The organism is Roseicyclus persicicus (assembly GCF_012395815.1).
GTDB classification, from domain to species: Bacteria; Pseudomonadota; Alphaproteobacteria; order Rhodobacterales; family Rhodobacteraceae; genus Roseicyclus; species Roseicyclus persicicus.
This window is the reverse complement of sequence record NZ_JAAZQQ010000002.1, coordinates 400,469-421,303: the sequence shown is the minus strand read 5'-3', so window position 1 is coordinate 421,303 and position 20,835 is coordinate 400,469. Positions and strand designations below refer to the sequence as shown.

Genomic DNA, 20,835 nt, shown 5'->3' with positions numbered 1-20,835 from the left:
CCGGGGCGCTCCATGTTCCGGGCATCGACCCAGAACCCCGAAGGAGCCACCCCCATGCGTCGCCTGATCCTTGCTGCTACCCTCGCCCTCGGCGCCACCGCCGCCCCCGCGCAGGACATCCCCACCCCGCCCGGCGACTGGCCCGCCGCGGGCACCTTCTGCGGCCTGTTCACGCTGTGCCCGCCGCCCGAACCGGTGACCCGCGAGGCCGGCCGCTGAGGCGCGCGGCCCGGGCGGCGCGGTCTTCCCCCACGCGCCGCCCGGCGTGGCCCGTCAGGCCAGCCGGTCCTTCACCGCGGGCCCGACGGCCCCGAAATCCATCTGGCCGGTGTATTTCGCCTTGAGCGCCGCCATCACGCGGCCCATGTCGCGCAGGCCCTCGGCCCCGGTGTCGGCGATGGCCGCGTCGATCGCCGCCGAGACCTCGGTCGCGCTCAGCTGCCGGGGCAGGTAGCCCTCGATCACCGCGATTTCCGCGCGCTCCTTCTCGGCCAGCTCCAGCCGGCCGCCCTCCTCGTAGGCGCGCGCGCTTTCCTGGCGCTGCTTGACCATCTTGCCGAGGATGGCGAGCACGCTGGCCTCGTCGACCTGGTCGCCCCGGCCCTCGCCGCGCAGCGCGATGTCCTGGTCCTTGATCGCGGCATTGATCAGGCGCAGCGTCCCCAGCCGCGTCGTGTCCTTCTCGCGCATCGCCTCCTTGAGGCCCGCGCCGATCCGTTCCCTGAGATCCATGGGCATGGTGGCCCCCTCTGCGATGTCCCGAGGCGCCTAGATAGGGCAGAGTGCGGGCGGCAACAACCGCCCGTTGTCCGCCGGCGTCGCCCGTGGCTTGACCGGGGGCGCGCACCCCCGTATGCCACCGCCAATTTGCCGACCCGCAACACGGGAGCTGCCCCCATGCCCGCCAAGCCCACCGCCTGCCTCGCCCTTGCCGATGGAACGCTTTTCTACGGAAAGGGGTTCGGCGCGACGGGGATGCGCGTGGCCGAGCTGTGCTTCAACACGGCGATGACCGGCTACCAGGAGATCATGACCGACCCGTCCTACGCGGGGCAGATCGTGACCTTCACCTTCCCCCATATCGGCAACACCGGCGTCACCCCCGAGGATGACGAGACGGCCGACCCGGTGGCCGAGGGCATGGTGGTGAAGTGGGATCCGACCGAGCCGTCGAACTGGCGCGCCACGGGCGACCTGGTGACATGGCTGAACAAGACCGGCCGCGTCGGCATCGGCGGGATCGACACCCGCCGCCTGACCCGGGCGATCCGGCAGCAGGGCGCGCCCCACGTGGCGCTGGCCCATGACCCGGACGGGAATTTCGACATCGAGGCGCTGGTCAAGGCCGCGCGCGGGTTCCCGGGCCTCGTCGGGCTCGACCTTGCCAAGGACGTGACCTGCGCGCAGTCCTACCGCTGGGACGAGAAGCGCTGGGCCTGGCCCGAGGGCTACACCCGCCGCGAGGGGCGCGCGCCCCGCGTCGTGGCACTGGACTACGGCGCCAAGCGCAACATCCTGCGCTGCCTGGCCAGCGTGGGCTGCGACGTGACCGTCATGCCCGCCACCACCACCGCCGAGGAGGTGCTGGCGCTGAACCCCGACGGGGTGTTCCTGTCGAACGGCCCCGGCGACCCGGCGGCGACCGGCGCCTATGCCGTGCCGATGATCCAGGGCGTGCTGGCCGCCGATCTGCCCGTCTTCGGCATCTGCCTCGGCCACCAGATGCTGGCGCTGGCGCTCGGCGCCCGGACCATCAAGATGAACCACGGCCACCACGGCGCGAACCATCCGGTGAAGGACCTCGAGACCGGCAAGGTCGAGATCACCTCGATGAACCACGGCTTCACCGTGGACAGCCAGACCCTGCCGGCCGGCGTGATCGAGACCCATGTTTCGCTGTTCGACGGGTCCAACTGCGGCATCCGCATGGCCGACCGCCCGGTGTTCTCGGTGCAGTACCACCCCGAGGCAAGCCCGGGGCCGCAGGACAGCTTCTACCTGTTCGAGCGCTTCGCCGACGCGGTGCGCGCCCGCGCCGCGGGCTGAGCGGCGCGCGTGCCGCGGCATCCCGCAGGCGCGCGAGGTCGCGTCCGTTAACCCCGCATTAACCCCCCGTGGCCCAGTGTGTCCGGGTCTGACGGCCACACGCCGCCGCGGGGGACAGATGGACGCATCACTCGACAGCGGGCGCGCCGGGGACGCCGCACCGCCGCGCCTTGTCTCCGGGGCGGACGGCGCGGCGCCCGACGCCCGGCAGATGGCGGCGGCCGCCGCGGGCCTGCGGGCGCGGACCCGCCGCCGCGTCCCGGCCGAGGCGCTGGAGGCCCTGCTCCTGGCCCGCGGCGCCATCGGCCTGGCCGATCTCGCCGAGGCGCGGCAGGCCGCCCGCAGCCTCGACCGCCCGATCGGCGACATCCTCCTCGCCCGCGGCGCGCTGACCGAGGCCGAGCTTCTGCCGGCGCTGGCCGAGGTGCACGGGCTGGGGCTCTGGGACGGGCCGGGGCGCGGCGCGCCCGATCCGCGGCTCGCGGCCCACCTGCCCGCCGCCGACGCCCTGTCGCTCGAGGCGGTGCCGGTCGCCCGCGCCGGCGGCGCCGTCATCGTCGCCACCTGCCGCCCCGACCGCGCGGATGACATCGCCGCGGCGCTGGCCCTGCCACCCGGTGCGCGCGCGATCCTGACGCTCGCATCGCGGGCGCAGGTCACCGCCGCGCAGATCGCGCTGTACGGCGACGGGCTCGCGCGGCTGGCCGAGGGGCAGGCGCCGCAGCGCGACAGCTGCCGCGGCTGGCGCCCGCGCCGGGCCGCAACCGCCCTCGCGGCGGCCGCCCTCGCCGTCCTGCTGCTCGCGCTGGTCCTTCCCCGCGTCGCAATCGCCGCGGTGTTCGGCTTTGCCCTGCTGGTGTTCCTGGGGAACATGGCGCTCAAGATCGCGGCCTTCGCCGTCACCCTGCGCGCCGAACACCGCCGCGGGGCGCAAGACCTGTCGCCGCCCGCGCCGACACCCCTGCGCCTGCCCGTGGTCACGATCCTTGTGCCGCTCTACCACGAGCGCGAGATCGCGACGACGCTGATCGCCCGGCTCGCGCGGCTCGACTACCCGCGCGAACGCCTCGACGTGCTGCTCGCCGTCGAGGCCGACGACACGATGACCCGCGCCGCGCTGGCCGCCACCGCCCTGCCCGCCTGGATCCGGGTCATCGCCGTGCCGCCCGGCACCCCGCGGACCAAGCCGCGGGCGCTGAACTTCGCCGTGAACTTCGCCCGTGGCGAGATCGTCGGCATCTACGACGCCGAGGACCGGCCCGAGCCCGACCAGATCGCCCGCGTCGTGCAGCGCTTTGCCGAGGTCGGGCCGGACACCGCCTGCCTGCAGGGCCGGCTCGACTACTACAACGCGCGCCACAACCCGCTCGCCCGGCTTTTCGCCATCGAGTACGCGGCGTGGTTCCGGGTCCTCCTGCCCGGCGTGCAGCGGCTGGGGCTGGTGGTGCCGCTGGGCGGGACGACCCTGTTCCTGCGCCGCGCGGCGCTGGCCGAGCTGGGCGGCTGGGATGCCCACAACGTCACCGAGGACGCCGAGCTGGGCCTGCGGCTGGCCCGCCGCGGCTACCGGACCGAGATCGTCGAGACCACCACCTTCGAGGAGGCCAACGCCGCCGTCCTGCCCTGGATCCGGCAGCGGTCGCGCTGGCAGAAGGGCTACCTGATGACCTGGGCCGTGGCGATGCGCGCGCCCGGGGCGCTCCGGCGCGACCTCGGGATGCTGCGCTTCATCGCGTTGCAGGTGCAGATGCTCTTCGCGGTCGCCGGTTTCCTCGTCGCGCCGCTGCTGTGGTCGCTGATGATCAAGCCCTTCGGCCTCGCCCACCCGCTCGACGCCGTGGTGGGCCCGCTGGGCTACGGGGCGCTGGCCGTGGTCTTCGTGGCCAGCGTGGTGCTGTCGCTGGCCCTGTCGCTGCACGCCACGCGGGCGCCGCACCTGCGCGCGCTCCGGCCCTGGATCCTGCTGTCCGAGGTGTATTTCCTGCTCGCCACCCTCTCCGCCTTCCGCGCCGCCGCCGAGATGCTGCTCAGGCCGTTCTGGTGGGCCAAGACCACCCATGGCGGCTTTGGCGGGGTCGGGCCGGTCACGCCTTGCCCGTCTGCGCCACCTCCTTGAGGCGGACGACGAAGGCCGTCGACAGGTGGTCGCGCAGCGCGCGGGCGGCGCGGTCGCCGTCGCGGGCGGCGATCGCCTCGACGATGTCGGCATGTTCGGCCAACGCCTTCTCGCCCCGGCCCTGCGCCGCCAGCGAGGTGCGCGCCATCAGCGCCATCGACCGGTAGACGAGGTCGAGCTGCTGCACGAGAAACCGGTTGTGGCTGGCCAGGTGGATCTGGTGGTGGAACCGCCGGTTCGCGCGGGCCAGCGCCTGCGGGTCGCCCAGCAGCGCGCGGTCGGCCTCGACCATGTCGCGCAGCACCTGCACCTCCTCGGCGGCGGCATGCTGGGCGGCCAGCTTCGCCGCCAGCCCCTCCAGCTCCTGCCGCACGGCATAAAGTTCGGCCATCTGCGCGTGGTCGAGCGAGGCCACGATCAGCGACCGCCCGTCCCGGGTCAGCAGGCTCTGGGTCTCCAGCCGCTGCAGCGCCTCGCGGATCGGCGTGCGGCTGACCCCGAAGCGGTCGGCCAGCTCCGATTCCACCAGCCGGTCGCCGGGGCGGTAGATGCCCTGGTCGATCGCGTCGAGGATCAGGGCATAGGCGTCCTTGTTGGGTTCGACATGGGTCTTCTGGGCCATGGGCGGGCGGTATCCTTCGGTATGCCGCACGACGCTAGGGCCGCCCGCGCGCCCTGTCCAGACTTGCGCATCCCCGCGCCGGCGCCTACGCCTTGCGCCATGCCGCGCGACCGCTTTTCCCATGTCGAGACCTGGGTCTTCGACCTCGACAACACGCTCTACCCGCCCGAGATGGCGCTGTTCGACCAGATCAACATCCGCATGACCGACTGGGTGATGCGGGTGCTGGGCGTCGACCGCGCCGAGGCCGACCGGCTGCGCCACCGCTACTGGCGCGACCACGGCACCACGCTGGCCGGGCTGATGCGGCACCACGGGGTCGATCCGGGGCCCTACCTCGTGGAGGTGCACGACATCGACTTCACCGTGCTGACGCCCGATCCGGCGCTGGCCGCCGCCATCGCGGCGCTGCCGGGCCGGCGGATCGTCTACACCAACGGCACGCGCCCCTATGCCGAGCAGGTGATCGCGCACCGCGGCCTTTCGGGCCTGTTCGACGCGGTCTATGGGGTGGAGCACGCGGGGCTGGTGCCGAAGCCCGAGCGCGCGGCCTTCGAGACGGTGTTTGCCGCCGACGGCCTCGACCCGCGCCGGGCGGCGATGTTCGAGGACGATCCCCGCAACCTCGCCGTGCCGCACGCGATGGGGATGCGCACGGTGCATGTGGCGCCGGCACCGGAGCCCGCGGATTTCATCGAGCACCACACCGACGACCTCGGGGCCTTCCTCGCGCGGCTGGTGTGAGCCCCCGAAAAATCGTACGAATTTTCGCACCCGCAGGGTTTTCGTACGAAAACCCTGCTCGCCGCTTGGGACAGCCTGTCGCGTCGCCGCCACGCCCCCGCCGCCCTAGCTTTCGCCCATGCGTGACCTCGAACACACCGACATCTTCGTCTCGGGCGGCGGCGTCGCCGGCCTGACCGCTGCGGCGGCCTTCGGGGCCGCGGGCTTTTCCGTGATCTGCGCCGACCCCGCCCCGCCCGTCACCGACGCGGCCGCCGAGGGCTCGGACCTGCGCACCACCGCCTTCCTGCAGCCTTCGCGCGATTTCCTCGCCCGCGCGGGCCTGTGGGACCGCCTCGCCCCCTACGCCACGCCGCTGCAGGTGATGCGCATCGTCGACGCCGGCGGCGAGGTGGCGGAGCCGCGCGTGGCCCATGACTTCAACGCCGCCGACATCTCGGAGCTGCCCTTTGGCTGGAACCTGCCCAACTGGCTGTTGCGGCGCGAGATGGTGGCGCACCTCGCCACGCTCCCGAACGTCGATTTCCGGGCCGGCACCGGCACCGCGCAGGTGATGACCCGCGAGGCCGAGGCGCGGGTGACGCTGAGCGACGGCGCGCGCATCGGCGCCAAGCTGGTGATCGCCGCCGACGGCCGCGGCAGCCCGGTGCGCGAGGCGGTGGGCCTCGGCGTCACCACGCTCCGCTACGGGCAGAAGGCGCTGGCCTTCGCCGTGACCCACCCGATCCCGCACGAGAACGTGTCGACCGAGATCCACCGCTCGGGTGGGCCCTTCACGCTGGTGCCCCTGCCCGACCACGAGGGCCGCCCCTGTTCCGCCGTCGTCTGGATGGAGCGCGGCCCCGAGGCGCTGCGGCTGGCCGCCCTGCCCGAGGACCAGTTCAACGCCGAGATGACCGAACGGTCGGCGCATCTCTTCGGCCCGCTGACGCTGGTCACGCGCCGCACCCTCTGGCCGATCATCAGCCAGATCGCCGACCGGATGGAGGCCGAGCGCGTGGCGCTGGTGGCCGAGGCCGCCCACGTCGTGCCGCCGATCGGGGCGCAGGGGCTGAACATGAGCCTCGCCGACCTGCGCGTGCTGCTCGACCTCGCCGAGGCGCACCGGGACGATCCGGGCGCGCGCCCGCTCCTGCAGCGATACCACCGGGCACGGCATGCCGAGGTGCTGGCCCGCGTCACCGGGGTGGATGCGCTGAACCGCGCCTCGATGGCCGAGGCGCAGGGGCTGCGCGACCTGCGCCTGCGCGCGCTGAACGCGATCTATTCGGTCACGCCCGTGCGCCGGGTGATGATGCGCGCGGGGCTCGGCGCGCGGGGCTGAGGCTCAGGGAAAGACCCGGTCGACCACCGCCTTGAGCCGCGCCAGCGCCGCCGGCACGTCGTAGAGCTTGTCGAGCCCGAAGAGGCCGATGCGGAAGGTCATGAAGCCGTCGGGCTCGTCCACCCGCAGCGGGACGCCCGCCGCCACCTGCATCCCGTGCGCCAGGAAGGCCGCGCCCGACTTGATCGCCGGGTCGTCGGTGTAGCTGACGACCACGCCCGGCGCGCCCCAGCCCTCGGCCGCGACGGACCGCACGCCCTTTTCGGCCAGCATCGCCCGCACCCCGTCGCCCAGCGCCCATTGCGCCTGTTTCAGCCGGTCGAAACCGTAGTCCCGGGTCTCCAGCATGGTGTCGCGGAACACGCGCAGCGCGTCGGTGGGCATGGTGGCGTGGTAGGCATGGCCGCCGGCCTCGTAGGTCGCCATGATGCCCGCCCAGGCCTTGAGGTCGCCGGCGAAGCTGGAGCTGGACGTCTCGTCCAACCGCGCCTTGGCCCGGTCGGACATCATCACAAGGCCCGCGCAGGGCTGCGCCGACCAGCCCTTTTGCGGGGCCGAGATCAGGACGTCGACGCCCGTGGCGGCCATGTCGACCCAGGCGCAGCCCGACGCGATGCAGTCGAGCACCATCAGCGCGCCCACCTCGTGCGCGGCGTCCGCCAGCGCGGCGATGTAGGCGTCGGGCAGGATGATGCCGGCCGAGGTCTCGACATGGGGCGCGAAGACGATGCCGGGGCGCGTCTCGCGGATCTTCGCCACGACTTCCTCGATCGGCGCCGGGGCATAGGGCGATTGGGCGCTGTTACCCGTGGGCCGCGCCTTCATCACCGTGACCTCGCCCGCGAAGCGCCCGGCGTCCAGGATCTGCGACCAGCGGAAGGAGAACCAGCCGTTGCGCACCACCAGCACGTCCTGCCCGCCCGCGAACTGGCGCGCGACGGCCTCCATCGCGAAGGTGCCACCGCCGGGCACGAGGGCGACGTGGGAGGCGCCGTAGACCTCCTTCAGCATGTCCGAGATGTCGCGCATCACCTGCCCGAAGGCGGCGGACATGTGGTTGAGCGAGCGGTCGGTGAAGACCACGGAGTATTCGAGCAGCCCGTCGGGATCGACGGTATCGAGCAGGGCGGTCATCGGCGCATCCTCCTAATCCTGCCCGTGGGATAGCGGGCCGGGGCGCGCGCGCCCAGACCGTCTTTCGTCGCGGGGGCGGTGCGGCGGGCCGGGACCGGGCGCGGATCGGCGCGCGCGTTTCCGATCCGCGTCAGCCGAGGGGGCCGGGGCGGCGTTCCTCGGACAGAAGCACGTTGGCCTCGACCTGCCCCACGCCCGGCAGCGTCATGATCCGGCGGCGCAGCACGCGCTCGAAATCGGGCAGGTCGCGGGCGACGACGCGCAGGCGGTAGTCGTAGAGGCCCAGCACATGCTCGACCGTCTGCACCTCGGGGATCGCGGACACCGCGCGCTCGAAATCCTCGAGGCTGACGCGGCCCTTGAGCGCGAGTTTCACGCCGAGGAACACGGTGACGCCGAAGCCCAGTTTCTCGAGGTCGAGGTCGAGCCGGCGCGGCCCCAGCGCGCCTGCATCGGTCAGCCGCTTGACCCGCCGCCAGGTGGCGGGCTGGCTGAGGCCGAGGCGGCGGCCGAGCGTGGACGCCTTCAGCGTGGCGTCGGCCTGCAGGGCGCGCAGGATCGCGCGGTCGGTGGCGTCGAGGTCGATCACAGGGGCAACGTCTGCTGGTTCTTGATCGTGGCGACCTGCATCAGCGCCTCGATGTCGGCGATGTGCGGCAGGGTCAGGATGCGGTCGCGGTAGATGTCCTGGTAATGGCTCATGGTGCGGGCGATGACGGCCAGCCGCACGTCGACCCGGCCGAGGAAGGTCTGGATCTCGGTGACCTCGGGCACGGCGCGGGCGGCGGCGAGGAACTCGTCGAAGGCGCGCGGCTCGGTCTTGTCCAGCGTGATGCGGAGCGAGACCTCGACCGCGTAGCCGAGCGCGGGCCAGTGGATCGTGGCGCGCTGGCCCTTGAGGATGCCCTGCGCCTGCAACCGCTCCAGCCGCTTGTAGGTGGTGGCAAGCGGCAGGCCTGCGGCCTCGGAAAGCTGGGTCACGGGTTGGCCGGGGTCGGCCTGCAGGTGGCGCAGGAGGCGCCTGTCGCTGTCGTCGAGCATGCGTATTTTCGGAAAGATAAATTAGACGAATGATTTTCTAACACAGGGGCCGGATTTTGCCAATTCCGTTGCAGCGGACCAAGGTCCCGACGGGCATGGTGCGCGCCAGAGACGACTCACGCAAAGTGGAGAGAGACATGCGCGTTTACTACGATCGCGACTGCGACGTGAACCTGATCAAGGACAAGAAGGTGGCGATCCTGGGCTACGGCTCCCAGGGGCATGCCCATGCGCTGAACCTGCGCGATTCGGGCGCCAAGAACGTGGTCGTGGCGCTGCGCCCCGGCTCCCCGTCGGCCAAGAAGGCCGAGGGCGAGGGGCTGCAGGTCATGGGCATCGCCGAGGCCGCGGCCTGGTGCGACCTGATCATGTTCACCATGCCCGACGAGCTGCAGGCCGAGACCTACCGCAAATACGTGCATGACAACCTGCGCGAAGGCTCGGCCATCGCCTTTGCCCACGGCCTGAACGTGCATTTCGGCCTGATCGAGCCGAAGCCCGGCGTCGACGTCATCATGATGGCGCCGAAGGGCCCCGGCCACACCGTGCGCGGCGAATACGTCAAGGGCGGCGGCGTGCCCTGCCTGGTCGCGGTGCACAACGACGCCTCGGGCAAGGCGCTGGAGATCGGCCTCAGCTACTGCTCGGCCATCGGCGGCGGGCGCTCGGGCATCATCGAGACCAACTTCAAGGAAGAGTGCGAGACCGACCTCTTCGGCGAGCAGGCGGTTCTGTGCGGCGGCCTCGTGGAGCTGATCCGCATGGGTTTCGAGACGCTGGTCGAGGCGGGCTACGCCCCCGAGATGGCCTATTTCGAGTGCCTGCACGAGGTGAAGCTGATCGTGGACCTGATCTACGAGGGCGGCATCGCCAACATGAACTACTCGATCTCGAACACCGCCGAGTACGGCGAGTATGTCTCGGGCCCGCGCATCCTGCCCTACGACGAGACCAAGGCGCGGATGAAGGCGGTGCTGGACGACATCCAGCAGGGCCGTTTCGTGCGCGACTGGATGCAGGAATGCGCCGTGGGCCAGCCGTCGTTCAAGGCGATCCGCCGCAACAACGACGCGCACCAGATCGAGGAAGTCGGCGCCAAGCTGCGCGGCATGATGCCCTGGATCACCAAGGGCAAGATGGTCGACCGCGCCAAGAACTGACGCCCCCGCCGCGGCGGAGGCAGGGCGGCCCCGGGGGAGGACCCGGGGCCGCCTTTTTCATGTCAGCAGGGGCGCGCGAGGACCAGAACCCAGGTCTCGCCGGTGCCGGCAAAGCCGAACTGGGTGACCTGCGGGTTGAGGATGTTGGCGCGGTGATCGGGGCTGTCCATCCAGAGCGCCACGGTGGACCGGATGTCGGGCGTGCCGTTCGCCACGTTCTCGGCCGAGGTGCAGGCGCTGTAGCCCGCCCGCTGCAGCCGGTCGGTCAGGGTGGAGCCGTCGGCGCCGATATGGCCGAGGCGGCCGGAGCGGTGCAGGTCGTCGGCCTGCGCCTGGGCCGCGGCCTGCAGCGCGGGCGAGTGGATCAGGGGCCGGATCATGCCCTGGGTGGCGCGCCGCGCCGAAAGCTGGGTGCCGGCCGAGGCGATGTCGACGGTGGCGCCGGCCGAAAGCCGCTCGGTGCCGGGCGCAGGCGCGCAGGCGGCGAGCGCGGACAGGAGCACGAACGCAAGGATGCGGGGGGTCATGGGTCTGCCTTTGGGCTGCTCGGGGTGTTTTCCCACAGGATGAGCCCGGCGCGCGCGCCGCACAAGGGGGGCGTAAGGGCCGCCGGGGGCGTCAAGGCGGCAGGCTGTGGATGGAATTGGGAGTTGTTTGCAGAAGTGCAAGGAATTAGCCGGAAACGGCCCTGGCCAAGCGTCAATGCAATTGAATTGGGCTACTCACCGCGCGCAAGCGCATCGGCAAGACGCCGCTGATGCTCCAGCACGACGGGCAGGTCTAGCGTCGTGATCCGCCCCTCGGCCACGATCCGGCGCCCCTCGACCAAGAGGTCGCGTACCCGGGTCGGGCCGGCCAGCAGCAGCGCGGCGGGATCCCAGCTTCCAGCGGCCTCGACGCCCGACACGTCCCAGACCGCGATGTCGGCGCGGTAGCCCGGCACCAGCTGGCCCAGCTCGGCCCCGCGTCCCAGCACCTCGGCGCCGCCGCGGGTGGCGAGGCGCAGGGCCTCGCGGGGCGACATGGCGTTGGGCCCCGACGCGACCCGCTGCAACAGCATCGCCATGCGCGCCTCGGCCACGAGGTTGCCCGCGTCGTTCGAGGCCGACCCGTCGACGCCAAGGCCCACCGGCACGCCCGCGTCCCGCATCGCGCGCACCGGCGCGATGCCCGAGGCGAGGCGGCAGTTGGAACAGGGGCAATGGGCGACACCGGTCCGGCTGCGGGAGAAAAGGTCGATCTCGCCCGCGTCGAGCTTCACGCAATGGGCGTGCCAGACATCGGGGCCGGTCCAGCCAAGATCCTCGGCATACTGGCCGGGGCGGCAGCCGAATTTTTCCAGCGAATAGGCGATGTCCTCGTCGTTCTCGGCGAGGTGGGTGTGCAGCATCACCCCCTTGTCGCGGGCAAGGAGAGCCGCGTCTCGCATCAGCTCGCGGCTGACGGAAAAGGGCGAACAGGGCGCGACGCCGACGCGGATGAGGGAGGCGGGCGCGGGATCGTGGAAGGCGTCGATGACGCGGAGGCAGTCCTTCAGGATCGCGGCCTCGTCCTCGACCAGCGTGTCGGGGGGCAGGCCGCCCTGCGACTGTCCGATCGACATGGCACCGCGGGTGGCGTGGAAGCGCAGGCCGATTTCGGCCGCCGCGGCGATGGTGTCGTCGAGCCGCGCGCCGTTGGGGTAGAGATAGAGGTGGTCGGACGACAGGGTGCAACCCGACAGCGCCAGTTCGGCCAGCCCGGTCAAGGCCGAGACGCGCATGTGCTCGGGCGTGAAGCGCGCCCAGATCGGGTAGAGCGTGGTCAGCCAGCCGAAGAGCGCCGCGTCCTGAGCGCCCGGCACCGCGCGGGTCAACGACTGGTAGAGGTGGTGGTGCGTGTTCACGAGGCCGGGCGTCACCACGCAGCCGGCGCAGTCCAGCACCTCGCCGGTGGTCCGCAGCCCCTGCCCCACCGCCGCGATGGCGCCGTCGCGGATCAGGAGGTCGGCGCCGGCCAGGTCCGTGCCCGCGTCGTCCATCGTGACGAGGACGGAGGCGCGGCGCAGCAGCAGCTCAGGCATCGGGCACCTGCGACAGGAGCGCCAGCGCCGCGGCGTGGATCTCGGGGTTGGCGGCGGCGAGCGCGCGGCCGCCGCCATGCACGGGGCGCCCGCGCCAGTCGGTGACGACGCCGCCCGCGGCCTCGATCACGGCGATGGGGGCGCAGATGTCGTAAGGGGCGAGGCCGGCCTCGATCACAAGGTCCACCTGCCCCGCCGCGACCAGGGCATAGGCGTAGCAATCCATGCCGTAGCGCGTCAGGCGGACCCGGTCGCGCACCGCCTCGAAGCCCGCGCGCTCGGCCGGCGTGCCGACCTCGGGGAAGGTGGTGAACAGCACCGCCTCGGACAGCGGGCGGGGCGGGCGCGTGGCCAGCGGGCGGGCACCCTGCGGCCCCGACAGCGCGGCGCGGCCGAAGCCGCCCTCGAACCGCTCGCCGATGTAGGGCTGGTCGATCAGGCCGTAGATCGGGCCGTCGGCATCGGTCAGCGCGATCAGCACGCCCCAGCTGGGGGTGCCGGACATGAAGGCGCGGGTGCCGTCGATGGGGTCGATGACCCAGGTCAGGCCGCTGGTGCCGGGTTTCGCCGCCTCCTCCTCGCCGAGAATGGCGTCGTCGGGGCGCAGCCGGGCAAGCACGGCGCGCATCGCGGCCTCGGCGGCGCGGTCGGCCTCGGTCACAGGGTCGAAACGGCCGACGCCCTTGTCCTCGGTGACGAGGCCCGTGCTGCGGAAATGGGGCAGGATCGCGGCCCGCGCGGCGTCGGCCACCGCATGGGCGGCGGCGATCAGCGCGGCGGGGTCGGGCTGGTCATGCCGGGGGCGCAAGGCTCCGGTCAGGGGATCCATCATGGGGCCTCCGGGGGATGCGGGTCTGGAACGCATCGCGGAGGGGACACGATCCCCTGACCGGGGTCAAGCGCCGGTCGCCGTCAGGCGGCGGCGTCGGACAGGACGCGGGCGAGCTCGAACAGCCGCCGGCGCTGGTTCTCGGGGATCGCGTAGTAGGAGCGGACCAGCTCCAGCGCTTCCTTGTCGCCAAGGATGTCGCCCGGAACCCCGGCCATGCCCGCATCGGTCGTCTGCGCGGCGTCGGCCCCGTCCATCCCCTCGAAGAAATACGCCACCGGCACCGAGAGCGCCTCGGCGATGTCCCACAGGCGCGAGGCGCTGATGCGGTTCATGCCGGTCTCGTATTTCTGGATCTGCTGGAACTTGATGCCGACCTTTTCGGCCAGCTGCTGCTGGGTCATTCCGACCATCCAGCGGCGGTGTCGGACCCGCTTTCCGACATGAACGTCTACAGGGTGCTTCAAGACCCCCTCCTGTTGTTGCCAAACCAAGAACCTGCCACCCTGCCACACGAACCCCGGGCGCAAGCCACCACCGGGACACCGGCGACGACTGGCAGATAGCGCGCCGAGGTCGGAAATCAATCCTTTGGAGAGTCGGCCCCGCCACGTTCACCTTGCGGGGGCACTCCGGCCGGGCCGACCCCTTAAACGCGCACTCTGGCAACCATACTCGCCTTATGCGTGTCCCGCAACCTCGCATTAACCTTTGCGCCCCTCTGGCCGCGCCCCCGGTCGGCGGCTAGGCTGGGCCGAACCACGGCGGAGACAAGCGATGCGGGCCTTTCAGGTGCAGGAGATCGGGGCGGAACCGGGGCTGGCGGAGCTGCCGCTGCCCGAGCCGGGGCCGGGCGAGATCCGGGTGCGGATCGCGGCCTGCGGCCTGAACTTCGCCGACCTGCTGATGATCAAGGGCCAGTACCAGGACACGCCGCCCGCCCCCTTCACGCTGGGCATGGAGCTGTCCGGCGTGGTCGATGCGCTGGGGCCGGGCGTCGGGGGGCCGGCGCCGGGCACCCGCGTCGCGGTGTTCGCCGGCAAGTCGGGGCTGGCCGAATACGGGGTGTTCGAGGCGGCCCGCGCGGTGCCGATCCCCGACGCGATGACCTTCGAGGAGGCGGCGGGGTTCCTGGTGGCCTATGGCACCTCGCACCTGGCGCTGGCGCACCGCGCCGGGCTGAAGCCGGGCGAGCGTCTGCTGGTGCTGGGCGCCGCGGGGGGCGTCGGGCTGACGGCGGTGGAGCTGGGGGCGGTGATGGGCGCCGAGGTGATCGCGGTGGCCCGCGGCGCCGACAAGCTGGCCGTCGCACGGGCCGCGGGCGCGACCCACCTGATCGACAGCGAGACGGCGGACCTGCGCGCCGCGCTCAAGGCGCTGGGCGGGGTCGACGTGGTCTACGATGCGGTGGGCGGCGCGGCCTTCGACGCGGCGCTCAGGGCGGCGCGGCCCGAGGGGCGGGTGCTGGTGATCGGCTTCGCCAGCGGCGAGGTCCCCCAGATCCCGGCCAACCTGCTCCTGGTCAAGAACATTTCCGTCCTGGGCCTGTACTGGGGCGGCTACCTGCGCTTTGCCCCCGAGGTGCTGACGGCCAGCCTGTCCGAGCTGATGGCGCTCTACGCGGCCGGCCGCATCCGCCCCCATGTCAGCGCCACCTTCCCGCTGGAGCGGGCCGCCGAGGCGCTGGCGCTCCTGAAAAGCCGGCGCAGCACGGGCAAGGTGGTCGTCACGATGTGACCGCTCAGAGGCTGCGGAAGGACGCCCGCGTCAGTTCGCACAGCGCATCCAGCGGGCGGCCCTGGTTCAGCTCGGAACGGTACAGGTTGATGCGGATCTGCGGCAGCATCGGCAAGGCGCCGCCGTGGGACACGCGTTCCACGTAGGGCGGCTCGGTCCCTTCGATGCAGGCGTGGACGGCCAGGTCGGCCGAGATCGACGCCTCGACCGTGCGGGTCGAATCGCTTTCCACCGCCATCTCCCAGGGGATGCCCGCCCGGTCCAGCGCCGCCTGCACCGAGGACCGGAAGATGCAGGCATGTTCGAAGGCGAGCCGCAGCGGCCGCTGCTTCCACATCTGCCCGCCCTCGGCCCCCACCCAGACCAGCGAGCGGGTGATCAGCGTCTCGCCGCCGGCGTCGCAATCGGCCTCGGTGGTCAGGATCGCGTCGAGCTCGCCACGGGCGAACATGCGCTTGAGCCGCTCGGTGTAGGACGAGATCAGCTGCACCTTCACCCGCGGGAAATCCACCGCCAGCCGGTGCAGCACCTGCGGGATCGCCGGGTAGACGATGTCGTGCGGCACGCCCAGCGTCAGGACGCCCTCGTAATCCGACGCGGTCAGGCGCTGCAGCACCTCGTCGTTCAGCTCCAGCATCCGCCGGGCATAGCCCAGCATCTGTTCGCCCGGCCCCGTCAGCACCAGCCGGCGGGTCGAGCGGTCGAACAGGCCGACGTCCAGCATCTCCTCCAAGCGCTTGATCTGCATGGAAACCGCCGATTGCGTCAGGTTCAGGTAGCCCGAGGCCTTGGTCACGCCGCCGGCGTCGGCGACGGCCACGAAGGCGCGGAGGGCGGTCAGGTCGAGGTTGCGCGGCATATCACGTCCTGTGATCTCAAAAATCAGAAACATTCACTTTCAACATGCATAACTGCTCACATATATCAAGCATCGAAATCTCCCCCTGTTCTTGGATCACGACTCGCGAAAGGACTACCCGATGACCGACATCATGGCATCGCATGGGGCGGCCGCCATGGGCGGTGCCGCCTCCCCCCTCACCCGGCTCGGCGCCTGGCTCGCCGCCTGGCAAAGCCGCCGCAGCCTGAGCCGGCTCGACGCCCGCCAGCGCCGTGACTTCGGCCTGCCGCAGCCCGCGGCCGCCCAGGTCGACGTGCAGCCCGGCTGGGACGTGGGCCTGCTCGGCCTGCGCTGACACGGGGCCTGCCCCGTCTTTCCCGCCGAAGGGATAGGAAAAAACTATGGCGCCGCAGCCCCCCGCTGCGGCGTCACTTTCTTGAAAACCAAGGCCATGTCGCCAATATTCGACTCAAGGATGGGTGGCCCGCGCGCGCGATCGCGCCGGCGGCCCTGCCCGTACAGTGTCTTTAGGAGGGATACATGGCTGACTACCAGACGATCCGGGCCGGCGTCTCCGGCGCCCGTGCCGCCCAGATCGACGAGGGCCTGCGCGCCCACATGAACAAGGTCTATGCCACCATGTCCGGTGGCATGCTGATCACGGCCGGCGCCGCCTGGGCGATCGCCAACCTCGCCGTCACCAGCGACCCGACCGGCGCGACCGTCGCGCTGCGCGACGGCCAGTACCTGACGGGGCTGGGCGAGCTGCTCTACACCACGCCGCTGCGCTGGGTGGTGATGTTCGCGCCGCTGGCGTTTATCCTGTTCGGCTGGGGCGCCCTGATGCGGCGCGGCTCGGCCGCGGCGGTGTCGCTGGGCTTCTTCGTCTTCGCGGCCGTCATGGGCGTGTCGATGAGCTCGATCTTCCTCGTCTTCACGTCCTACTCGATCGTGCAGACCTTCCTCGTGACCGCCATCGCCTTCGCAGGCCTCAGCCTCTGGGGCTACACCACGAAGCGCGACCTGTCGGGCATGGGCAGCTTCCTGATCATGGGCGTGATCGGCCTGATCGTGGCGATGATCATCAACATCTTCCTGCAGTCGCCGGCGATGATGTTCGCGATCTCGGCCATCGGCATCCTGATCTTCGCGGGCCTGACCGCCTTCCACACCCAGGAGATCAAGTCGACCTACGTCGCGCACGCCGTGCACGGCGACCAGGAATGGCTGGACAAGGCCGCGATCGACGGGTCGCTGAACCTCTACATCTCGTTCCTGAACATGTTCCAGTTCCTGCTCATGTTCATGGGGCAGCAGGAATAACCCCTGCGCCACAGCGTTCCGAACAGGGCCGGGATACACTCCCGGCCCTTTTTTCGTGGCGTCACGGAAACTTCACGGGGCGGCGCCCGGCCCCTTGCCATATGGCTGCGACATGACGGACACGCCTGCCCCTGCCCCTGCCTCCGGCCCCGCCGACGCCCCTGCCGCCCCGCCGGTCGCCCCGCCGGGCCTGGCCGACATCACCCGCGTCTTCGCGCGGATCGGCGTGCTGTCCTTCGGGGGGCCCGCGGCGCAGATCGCGCTGATGCACAAGGAGCTGGTCGAGGACCGGCCATGGCTGACCGAGCGGCAGTTCCTGACCGCGCTCAGCTTCTGCATGTTGCTGCCGGGCCCCGAGGCGATGCAGCTGGCCACCTATTCCGGCTGGCGGCTGGCGGGGCTGCGCGGCGGGCTGATCGCGGGGCTCCTGTTCGTGCTGCCGGGGGCGGCGGTGATCCTGGCGCTGGCGTCGCTCTACGCGGGCGTCGGCGACCTGCCGCTGGTGCAGGCGCTGTTCCTCGGGATCAAGGCCGCGGTCATCGTGATCGTCCTGCAGGCGCTGCGCAAGGTCGCGAAGAAGGCGCTGACGCGGCCGCTGGCCTGGGCCATCGCGGGGGCGGCCTTCCTCGCGCTGGCCGTGGGGCAGGTGCCCTTCCCCGTCGTGATCCTGGCCGCCGCGGTGCTGGGCGCGCTGACGCTGGGGACCGCGCCGGCCGACGGCCCCGCGCCGCCCCGCGTGGCGCTGCGCGACACGGGGCGGGTGGTGGCGGTCTGGGGGGCGATCTGGCTCCTGCCGCTGGCGGCGCTGTGGGTGGTGGCGCCGGGGGGCCTCCTGGCCGAGATCGGGCTGTTCTTCGCCAAGCTCGCGGTCGTCACCTTCGGCGGGGCCTACGCGGTGCTTGCCTACATGGTGCAGGAGGTGGTGGGCACCCACGGCTGGCTGACCACGGCGCAGATGATGGACGCGATGGGGCTGGCCGAGACCACGCCCGGGCCGCTGATCCTGGTGACGGAATTCGTGGCCTTCCTTGCCGGCGCGCAGGCGGGGGGCTGGGCGATGGGCCTCGCCGCCGCGGTGGTCACGCTCTGGGTCACCTTCGCGCCCTGCTTCCTGTGGATCTTCGTCGGCGCGCCTTACGTCGACTGGATCGCCACCCGGCCGCGCCTGACCGGGGCGCTGTCGGCGATCACGGCGGCGGTGGTGGGGGTGATCCTGAACCTGTCGCTGTGGTTCGGGCTGCATGTCCTGTTCGCCGAGCACGCCCCCGGACCTGGCGGGCTGCGCCTGCCGGTGCTCGCCAGCCTCGATGTCGCCGCGCTGGGGCTGACGGTGCTGGCCGCGGGGCTGCTCTGGGGCCTGCGGCTCGACCTTCTGAAGGTGCTGCCGCTGATGGCGCTGGCGGGTCTTGGCCTCAGCTGGGCCACGACCGGGATTTGAGGTGTTGACTCGCCGCCCGCGCCAAGTAAAAGGCACGGTCTCAAGAGAGTTTCCGCGCGGCGCCGCCGCCGCGCCCCGAATTGACCGCAGGAGCCCGACCCATGGCGAAGCCGACGACCATCAAGATCCGCCTCAACTCGACCGCCGGGACGGGCCACTTCTACGTGACCAAGAAGAACGCCCGCACCATGACCGAGAAGATGACCGTACGAAAGTACGATCCGGTGGCGCGCAAGCACGTCGAATACAAGGAAGGCAAGATCAAGTAATCTGCGCTTCCATATCCGACCTGAGGGCCGCGCCGGGACACCGACGCGGCCCTTTTTCGTTTTTCGACCGTCAGGAGGCCCCGAGATGGCCGACGAGATCACGATCAGACCGACCCACGCCCATGACCTTGCCGCCGTCGACGCCCTGCTTGCGGCGAGCTACCCGTCGATCCTGAAGCGCGACTACGCGCCCTCGGTGCTGGTCACGGCGCTGCCCATCATCTCCCGCGCGAACCCGGCGCTCCTGCGCTCGGGCAGCTACTACATGGCCGAGGACGGCGATGGCCGGGCGCTGGCGGCGGGCGGCTGGTCGCGCGGGGCGCCGCAGGGCGGCGCGGGCCGGCCCGAGATCGGGCACGTCCGCCACGTGGCGACGCACCCCGCGCACCTGCGCAAGGGGCTGGCGCAGGCGATCCTGACCCGCGTGCTGGCCGAGGCGCTGGCCGCGGGGGTGGAGCGGATGGTGTGCCAGTCGACCCTGACGGCGGTGCCCCTCTACACCGCCATGGGGTTCCGCACCCGGGGCGAGATCGCCGTGCGCCTCGCCCCCGGCATCACCTTCCCGGCGGTGGAGATGGAGCGCCTGCTCTGACCGGCGCGCGGGCAAGATCCTTGCAAGGATCTTGCCAAGGCCCTTGCAAGGGCCTTGCCAGTCTCTTGCAAGAGACTGGCGGCTCACAGCTCCACAGTCACCCCCGGGTCGGGGTCGAGCACCCGCACCCCCGGCAGTGCCGCCTTCAGCGCGGCCGCCGACTGCTCCAGCAGCGGGAAGGTCCGGTAGTGATAGGGAATCACCGTCTTGAAGCTGAACAGCTTCGACGCCGCGTAGGCCGCCCGCTTCATGTCCATGGTGTAGTGCCCGCCGGCGCACAGGATGCCCACGTCGGGGGCGTGGATGTCGGCCCAGACCTTCATGTCGGCCATCACGTCGGTGTCCCCGGACACGTAGACGCCGCGGCCGGCACCCTCGATGATGTAGCCCGCCTCGGTGCCGACGAAGACCGGGCCGTCCGGCCCCGACATCGACGAGGAATGGGTGGCGTTCACCATCGTCACCGCGACCTCGCCCAGCCGCACCGTGCCGCCCTTGTTGAAGCCGTTGGCCTTCAGCCCGTGCGCCGCGCCCCAGCGGCCCATCAGCTCGACCATGCCGTAGACCGGCACGTCCAGCGACCGCGCCAGCTCGGCCACGCCGCCGGTGTGGTCGTCATGCCCGTGGGTGATGAAGATCGCGGTGACGCCCTCGAACACCGCGGCGCGGCGGTCGGCGGGAAACATCGGGTTTCCCGGCTCCCAGGGGTCGATCAGCAGGACCTGATCGGCGATCTCCAGTCGAACGCCGGCGTGTCCCAGCCAGGTGTATTTCATGTCGGTTGCCCTCCGTGCGGCCAGTGCGTCGCCGCAGGATAGCCGCGCGTCGGGCCGGGGGGAAAGGGCTCAGGCCCCGGCGCGGGCCAGCAGGCGCCGGACGGCGAGGTGGCCGAGGCACAACAGCGCCGTCACCAGCCCCGAGGCCGGGATCAGCGCGAGGGCGGTGGGCTGCAGGGCGGGGAACATCGACATCGACAGCGGCAGGAGCAACTGGATCGTGATGACGAAGCCCGCCACCGCGGGGAACAGGATGTTTGCGACGGCGCGCAGGAAAAGCATGATCGGATACCCCGCTGGCTGGGACCGGTGACGGTGACGTTGCCCGGTCAGCTTCGCTTTCGATCCCGGCAACAATGCGGCAGGTGTGGGGTGATTTCGTCCCGCGGCCGCGAAAATCGCCCGCGCCGCGGGCCGGGCCCGGACACATGCTTGCGGGCCGCGCGGCACGCCGCTAAACCGCGCCCTGTTCCCGCTCTGGAGGCCCCGAGAGATGTCCATCGACCGCGCCACCGCCGCCAAGGTCGCCAAGCTCGCCCGGATCCGGGTCGAGGAGGCCGACCTGCCCGCGCTCGCCGACGAGTTCAACGCCATCCTCGGCTTCATCGAGCAGCTGCAGGAGCTGGACGTGAGCGACGTGGAGCCGATGGTCAGCGTGACGCCGATGCGGCTCGCCCGCCGCGTGGACGCGGTGACCGATGGCGACCGGCAGGCGCAGGTGCTGGCCAACGCGCCCGACGCGCGCGAGGGCTTTTTCGCGGTGCCCAAGGTGGTGGAGTGA

At 71.4% G+C, this 20,835-nt stretch carries 25 protein-coding genes; 13 read left to right on the top strand and 12 right to left on the bottom strand.

Annotated elements, in window-relative coordinates; genetic code table 11:
* The first annotated feature begins 54 nt into the window (after positions 1 to 54).
* Positions 55 to 219: a hypothetical protein gene (locus HCU73_RS07365; protein WP_168622780.1), complete on the top strand. Its 165-nt coding sequence runs from the start codon at positions 55 to 57 to the stop codon at positions 217 to 219.
* Between the two features lie 54 nt (positions 220 to 273).
* Here the strand turns inward: HCU73_RS07365 and HCU73_RS07360 are convergent, their stop codons facing one another.
* Positions 274 to 732, bottom strand: coding sequence for a GatB/YqeY domain-containing protein (locus HCU73_RS07360; protein ID WP_168623247.1), 459 nt, complete (start codon positions 730 to 732; stop codon positions 274 to 276).
* Positions 733 to 897: 165 nt separating this feature from the next.
* On the opposite strand from HCU73_RS07360, the gene carA reads away from it, so the two are divergent.
* Complete coding sequence (gene carA / locus HCU73_RS07355; RefSeq protein WP_168622779.1) at positions 898 to 2,046, top strand: glutamine-hydrolyzing carbamoyl-phosphate synthase small subunit; 1,149 nt, start codon at positions 898 to 900, stop codon at positions 2,044 to 2,046.
* A 118-nt stretch (positions 2,047 to 2,164) separates the two neighbouring features.
* Positions 2,165 to 4,162 (top strand): glycosyltransferase, encoded by a 1,998-nt coding sequence (locus HCU73_RS07350; RefSeq protein ID WP_168622778.1) that lies wholly within the window; start codon positions 2,165 to 2,167, stop codon positions 4,160 to 4,162.
* Here HCU73_RS07350 and HCU73_RS07345 read toward each other — a convergent pair.
* Positions 4,131 to 4,784 (bottom strand): GntR family transcriptional regulator, encoded by a 654-nt coding sequence (locus HCU73_RS07345; protein ID WP_168622777.1) that lies wholly within the window; start codon positions 4,782 to 4,784, stop codon positions 4,131 to 4,133. The genes HCU73_RS07350 and HCU73_RS07345 overlap by 32 nt on opposite strands.
* Before the next feature lie 99 nt (positions 4,785 to 4,883).
* Between HCU73_RS07345 and HCU73_RS07340 the strand changes: the two genes are divergently transcribed.
* Entirely contained in the window at positions 4,884 to 5,528 is a 645-nt protein-coding gene (locus tag HCU73_RS07340) for a pyrimidine 5'-nucleotidase (protein WP_168622776.1), read from the top strand.
* Positions 5,529 to 5,646: 118 nt separating this feature from the next.
* Complete coding sequence (locus tag HCU73_RS07335; protein WP_168622775.1) at positions 5,647 to 6,852, top strand: UbiH/UbiF family hydroxylase; 1,206 nt, start codon at positions 5,647 to 5,649, stop codon at positions 6,850 to 6,852.
* 3 nt (positions 6,853 to 6,855) lie between these two features.
* Here HCU73_RS07335 and HCU73_RS07330 read toward each other — a convergent pair whose 3' ends face one another.
* From HCU73_RS07330 to HCU73_RS07320, 3 genes are all read right to left on the bottom strand, one after another.
* Entirely contained in the window at positions 6,856 to 7,986 is a 1,131-nt protein-coding gene (locus HCU73_RS07330; protein ID WP_168622774.1) for an aminotransferase class V-fold PLP-dependent enzyme, read from the bottom strand.
* Between the two features lie 130 nt (positions 7,987 to 8,116).
* Positions 8,117 to 8,575, bottom strand: a complete 459-nt coding sequence (locus tag HCU73_RS07325; RefSeq protein WP_168622773.1) for an Lrp/AsnC ligand binding domain-containing protein — start codon at positions 8,573 to 8,575, stop codon at positions 8,117 to 8,119.
* On the bottom strand, positions 8,572 to 9,027 hold the full coding sequence (locus HCU73_RS07320; RefSeq protein ID WP_168622772.1) for an Lrp/AsnC family transcriptional regulator: 456 nt from the start codon (positions 9,025 to 9,027) through the stop codon (positions 8,572 to 8,574). The genes HCU73_RS07325 and HCU73_RS07320 overlap by 4 nt, the downstream gene beginning before the upstream one ends.
* 137 nt (positions 9,028 to 9,164) lie before the next feature.
* On the opposite strand from HCU73_RS07320, the gene ilvC reads away from it, so the two are divergent.
* Positions 9,165 to 10,187, top strand: a complete 1,023-nt coding sequence (gene ilvC / locus HCU73_RS07315) for a ketol-acid reductoisomerase (RefSeq protein ID WP_168622771.1) — start codon at positions 9,165 to 9,167, stop codon at positions 10,185 to 10,187.
* Between the two features lie 62 nt (positions 10,188 to 10,249).
* On the opposite strand, the gene HCU73_RS07310 is transcribed toward ilvC, so the two are convergent.
* The 4 genes from HCU73_RS07310 to HCU73_RS07295 form a co-directional block, all read right to left on the bottom strand.
* Positions 10,250 to 10,714 (bottom strand): CAP domain-containing protein, encoded by a 465-nt coding sequence (locus tag HCU73_RS07310; protein ID WP_168622770.1) that lies wholly within the window; start codon positions 10,712 to 10,714, stop codon positions 10,250 to 10,252.
* Positions 10,715 to 10,905: 191 nt separating this feature from the next.
* Positions 10,906 to 12,249 carry an 8-oxoguanine deaminase gene (locus HCU73_RS07305; RefSeq protein ID WP_168622769.1) on the bottom strand — a complete coding sequence of 448 codons (1,344 nt, stop codon included), beginning with the start codon at positions 12,247 to 12,249 and terminating at the stop codon, positions 10,906 to 10,908.
* Positions 12,242 to 13,081: a histidinol-phosphatase gene (gene hisN, locus HCU73_RS07300; protein ID WP_239025476.1), complete on the bottom strand. Its 840-nt coding sequence runs from the start codon at positions 13,079 to 13,081 to the stop codon at positions 12,242 to 12,244. Before hisN ends, HCU73_RS07305 begins: the two co-directional genes overlap by 8 nt.
* 80 nt (positions 13,082 to 13,161) lie before the next feature.
* The gene (locus HCU73_RS07295; RefSeq protein ID WP_168622767.1) at positions 13,162 to 13,545 is read right to left on the bottom strand and encodes a helix-turn-helix domain-containing protein; all 384 of its coding nucleotides are present in this window, start codon (positions 13,543 to 13,545) and stop codon (positions 13,162 to 13,164) included.
* A gap of 310 nt (positions 13,546 to 13,855) precedes the next feature.
* On the opposite strand from HCU73_RS07295, the gene HCU73_RS07290 reads away from it, so the two are divergent.
* Entirely contained in the window at positions 13,856 to 14,815 is a 960-nt protein-coding gene (locus HCU73_RS07290; protein ID WP_168622766.1) for an NADPH:quinone oxidoreductase family protein, read from the top strand.
* Positions 14,816 to 14,819: 4 nt separating this feature from the next.
* On the opposite strand, the gene HCU73_RS07285 is transcribed toward HCU73_RS07290, so the two are convergent.
* On the bottom strand, positions 14,820 to 15,674 hold the full coding sequence (locus HCU73_RS07285; RefSeq protein WP_168622765.1) for a LysR family transcriptional regulator: 855 nt from the start codon (positions 15,672 to 15,674) through the stop codon (positions 14,820 to 14,822).
* A gap of 121 nt (positions 15,675 to 15,795) precedes the next feature.
* On the opposite strand from HCU73_RS07285, the gene HCU73_RS07280 reads away from it, so the two are divergent.
* The 5 genes from HCU73_RS07280 to HCU73_RS07260 all read left to right on the top strand — a co-directional run bounded on the left by HCU73_RS07280 (position 15,796) and on the right by HCU73_RS07260 (position 19,278).
* Positions 15,796 to 16,011 (top strand): DUF1127 domain-containing protein, encoded by a 216-nt coding sequence (locus HCU73_RS07280; protein ID WP_168622764.1) that lies wholly within the window; start codon positions 15,796 to 15,798, stop codon positions 16,009 to 16,011.
* Positions 16,012 to 16,196: 185 nt separating this feature from the next.
* Positions 16,197 to 16,979 carry a Bax inhibitor-1/YccA family protein gene (locus HCU73_RS07275; protein WP_168622763.1) on the top strand — a complete coding sequence of 261 codons (783 nt, stop codon included), beginning with the start codon at positions 16,197 to 16,199 and terminating at the stop codon, positions 16,977 to 16,979.
* Positions 16,980 to 17,091: 112 nt separating this feature from the next.
* Positions 17,092 to 18,417 (top strand): chromate efflux transporter, encoded by a 1,326-nt coding sequence (gene chrA, locus HCU73_RS07270; RefSeq protein WP_168622762.1) that lies wholly within the window; start codon positions 17,092 to 17,094, stop codon positions 18,415 to 18,417.
* Positions 18,418 to 18,518: 101 nt separating this feature from the next.
* Positions 18,519 to 18,686 carry a 50S ribosomal protein L33 gene (rpmG, locus tag HCU73_RS07265; RefSeq protein ID WP_005630270.1) on the top strand — a complete coding sequence of 56 codons (168 nt, stop codon included), beginning with the start codon at positions 18,519 to 18,521 and terminating at the stop codon, positions 18,684 to 18,686.
* Between the two features lie 85 nt (positions 18,687 to 18,771).
* A complete protein-coding gene (locus tag HCU73_RS07260; protein ID WP_168622761.1) occupies positions 18,772 to 19,278 on the top strand; it encodes a GNAT family N-acetyltransferase in 507 nt (168 codons plus the stop codon).
* Between the two features lie 83 nt (positions 19,279 to 19,361).
* Here HCU73_RS07260 and HCU73_RS07255 read toward each other — a convergent pair whose 3' ends face one another.
* A complete protein-coding gene (locus HCU73_RS07255; protein ID WP_168622760.1) occupies positions 19,362 to 20,054 on the bottom strand; it encodes a metal-dependent hydrolase in 693 nt (230 codons plus the stop codon).
* Between the two features lie 69 nt (positions 20,055 to 20,123).
* Positions 20,124 to 20,336, bottom strand: a complete 213-nt coding sequence (locus tag HCU73_RS07250; RefSeq protein ID WP_168622759.1) for a hypothetical protein — start codon at positions 20,334 to 20,336, stop codon at positions 20,124 to 20,126.
* Between the two features lie 211 nt (positions 20,337 to 20,547).
* Between HCU73_RS07250 and gatC the strand changes: the two genes are divergently transcribed.
* Complete coding sequence (gene gatC / locus HCU73_RS07245) at positions 20,548 to 20,835, top strand: Asp-tRNA(Asn)/Glu-tRNA(Gln) amidotransferase subunit GatC (RefSeq protein WP_168622758.1); 288 nt, start codon at positions 20,548 to 20,550, stop codon at positions 20,833 to 20,835.

Coding starts and splice junctions, on each gene's coding strand:
- HCU73_RS07335 (WP_168622775.1), top strand. CDS start 5,647: ATGCGTGACCTCGAACACACCGACATCTTCGTCTCGGGCGGCGGCGTC.
- HCU73_RS07330 (WP_168622774.1), bottom strand. CDS start 7,986: ATGACCGCCCTGCTCGATACCGTCGATCCCGACGGGCTGCTCGAATAC.
- rpmG (WP_005630270.1), top strand. CDS start 18,519: ATGGCGAAGCCGACGACCATCAAGATCCGCCTCAACTCGACCGCCGGG.
- HCU73_RS07255 (WP_168622760.1), bottom strand. CDS start 20,054: ATGAAATACACCTGGCTGGGACACGCCGGCGTTCGACTGGAGATCGCC.
- HCU73_RS07350 (WP_168622778.1), top strand. CDS start 2,165: ATGGACGCATCACTCGACAGCGGGCGCGCCGGGGACGCCGCACCGCCG.
- HCU73_RS07365 (WP_168622780.1), top strand. CDS start 55: ATGCGTCGCCTGATCCTTGCTGCTACCCTCGCCCTCGGCGCCACCGCC.
- HCU73_RS07275 (WP_168622763.1), top strand. CDS start 16,197: ATGGCTGACTACCAGACGATCCGGGCCGGCGTCTCCGGCGCCCGTGCC.
- HCU73_RS07340 (WP_168622776.1), top strand. CDS start 4,884: ATGCCGCGCGACCGCTTTTCCCATGTCGAGACCTGGGTCTTCGACCTC.
- HCU73_RS07280 (WP_168622764.1), top strand. CDS start 15,796: ATGACCGACATCATGGCATCGCATGGGGCGGCCGCCATGGGCGGTGCC.
- hisN (WP_239025476.1), bottom strand. CDS start 13,081: ATGATGGATCCCCTGACCGGAGCCTTGCGCCCCCGGCATGACCAGCCC.
- HCU73_RS07305 (WP_168622769.1), bottom strand. CDS start 12,249: ATGCCTGAGCTGCTGCTGCGCCGCGCCTCCGTCCTCGTCACGATGGAC.
- HCU73_RS07250 (WP_168622759.1), bottom strand. CDS start 20,336: ATGCTTTTCCTGCGCGCCGTCGCAAACATCCTGTTCCCCGCGGTGGCG.
- HCU73_RS07345 (WP_168622777.1), bottom strand. CDS start 4,784: ATGGCCCAGAAGACCCATGTCGAACCCAACAAGGACGCCTATGCCCTG.
- gatC (WP_168622758.1), top strand. CDS start 20,548: ATGTCCATCGACCGCGCCACCGCCGCCAAGGTCGCCAAGCTCGCCCGG.
- ilvC (WP_168622771.1), top strand. CDS start 9,165: ATGCGCGTTTACTACGATCGCGACTGCGACGTGAACCTGATCAAGGAC.
- HCU73_RS07320 (WP_168622772.1), bottom strand. CDS start 9,027: ATGCTCGACGACAGCGACAGGCGCCTCCTGCGCCACCTGCAGGCCGAC.
- HCU73_RS07290 (WP_168622766.1), top strand. CDS start 13,856: ATGCGGGCCTTTCAGGTGCAGGAGATCGGGGCGGAACCGGGGCTGGCG.
- carA (WP_168622779.1), top strand. CDS start 898: ATGCCCGCCAAGCCCACCGCCTGCCTCGCCCTTGCCGATGGAACGCTT.
- HCU73_RS07310 (WP_168622770.1), bottom strand. CDS start 10,714: ATGACCCCCCGCATCCTTGCGTTCGTGCTCCTGTCCGCGCTCGCCGCC.
- chrA (WP_168622762.1), top strand. CDS start 17,092: ATGACGGACACGCCTGCCCCTGCCCCTGCCTCCGGCCCCGCCGACGCC.
- HCU73_RS07260 (WP_168622761.1), top strand. CDS start 18,772: ATGGCCGACGAGATCACGATCAGACCGACCCACGCCCATGACCTTGCC.
- HCU73_RS07360 (WP_168623247.1), bottom strand. CDS start 732: ATGGATCTCAGGGAACGGATCGGCGCGGGCCTCAAGGAGGCGATGCGC.
- HCU73_RS07285 (WP_168622765.1), bottom strand. CDS start 15,674: ATGCCGCGCAACCTCGACCTGACCGCCCTCCGCGCCTTCGTGGCCGTC.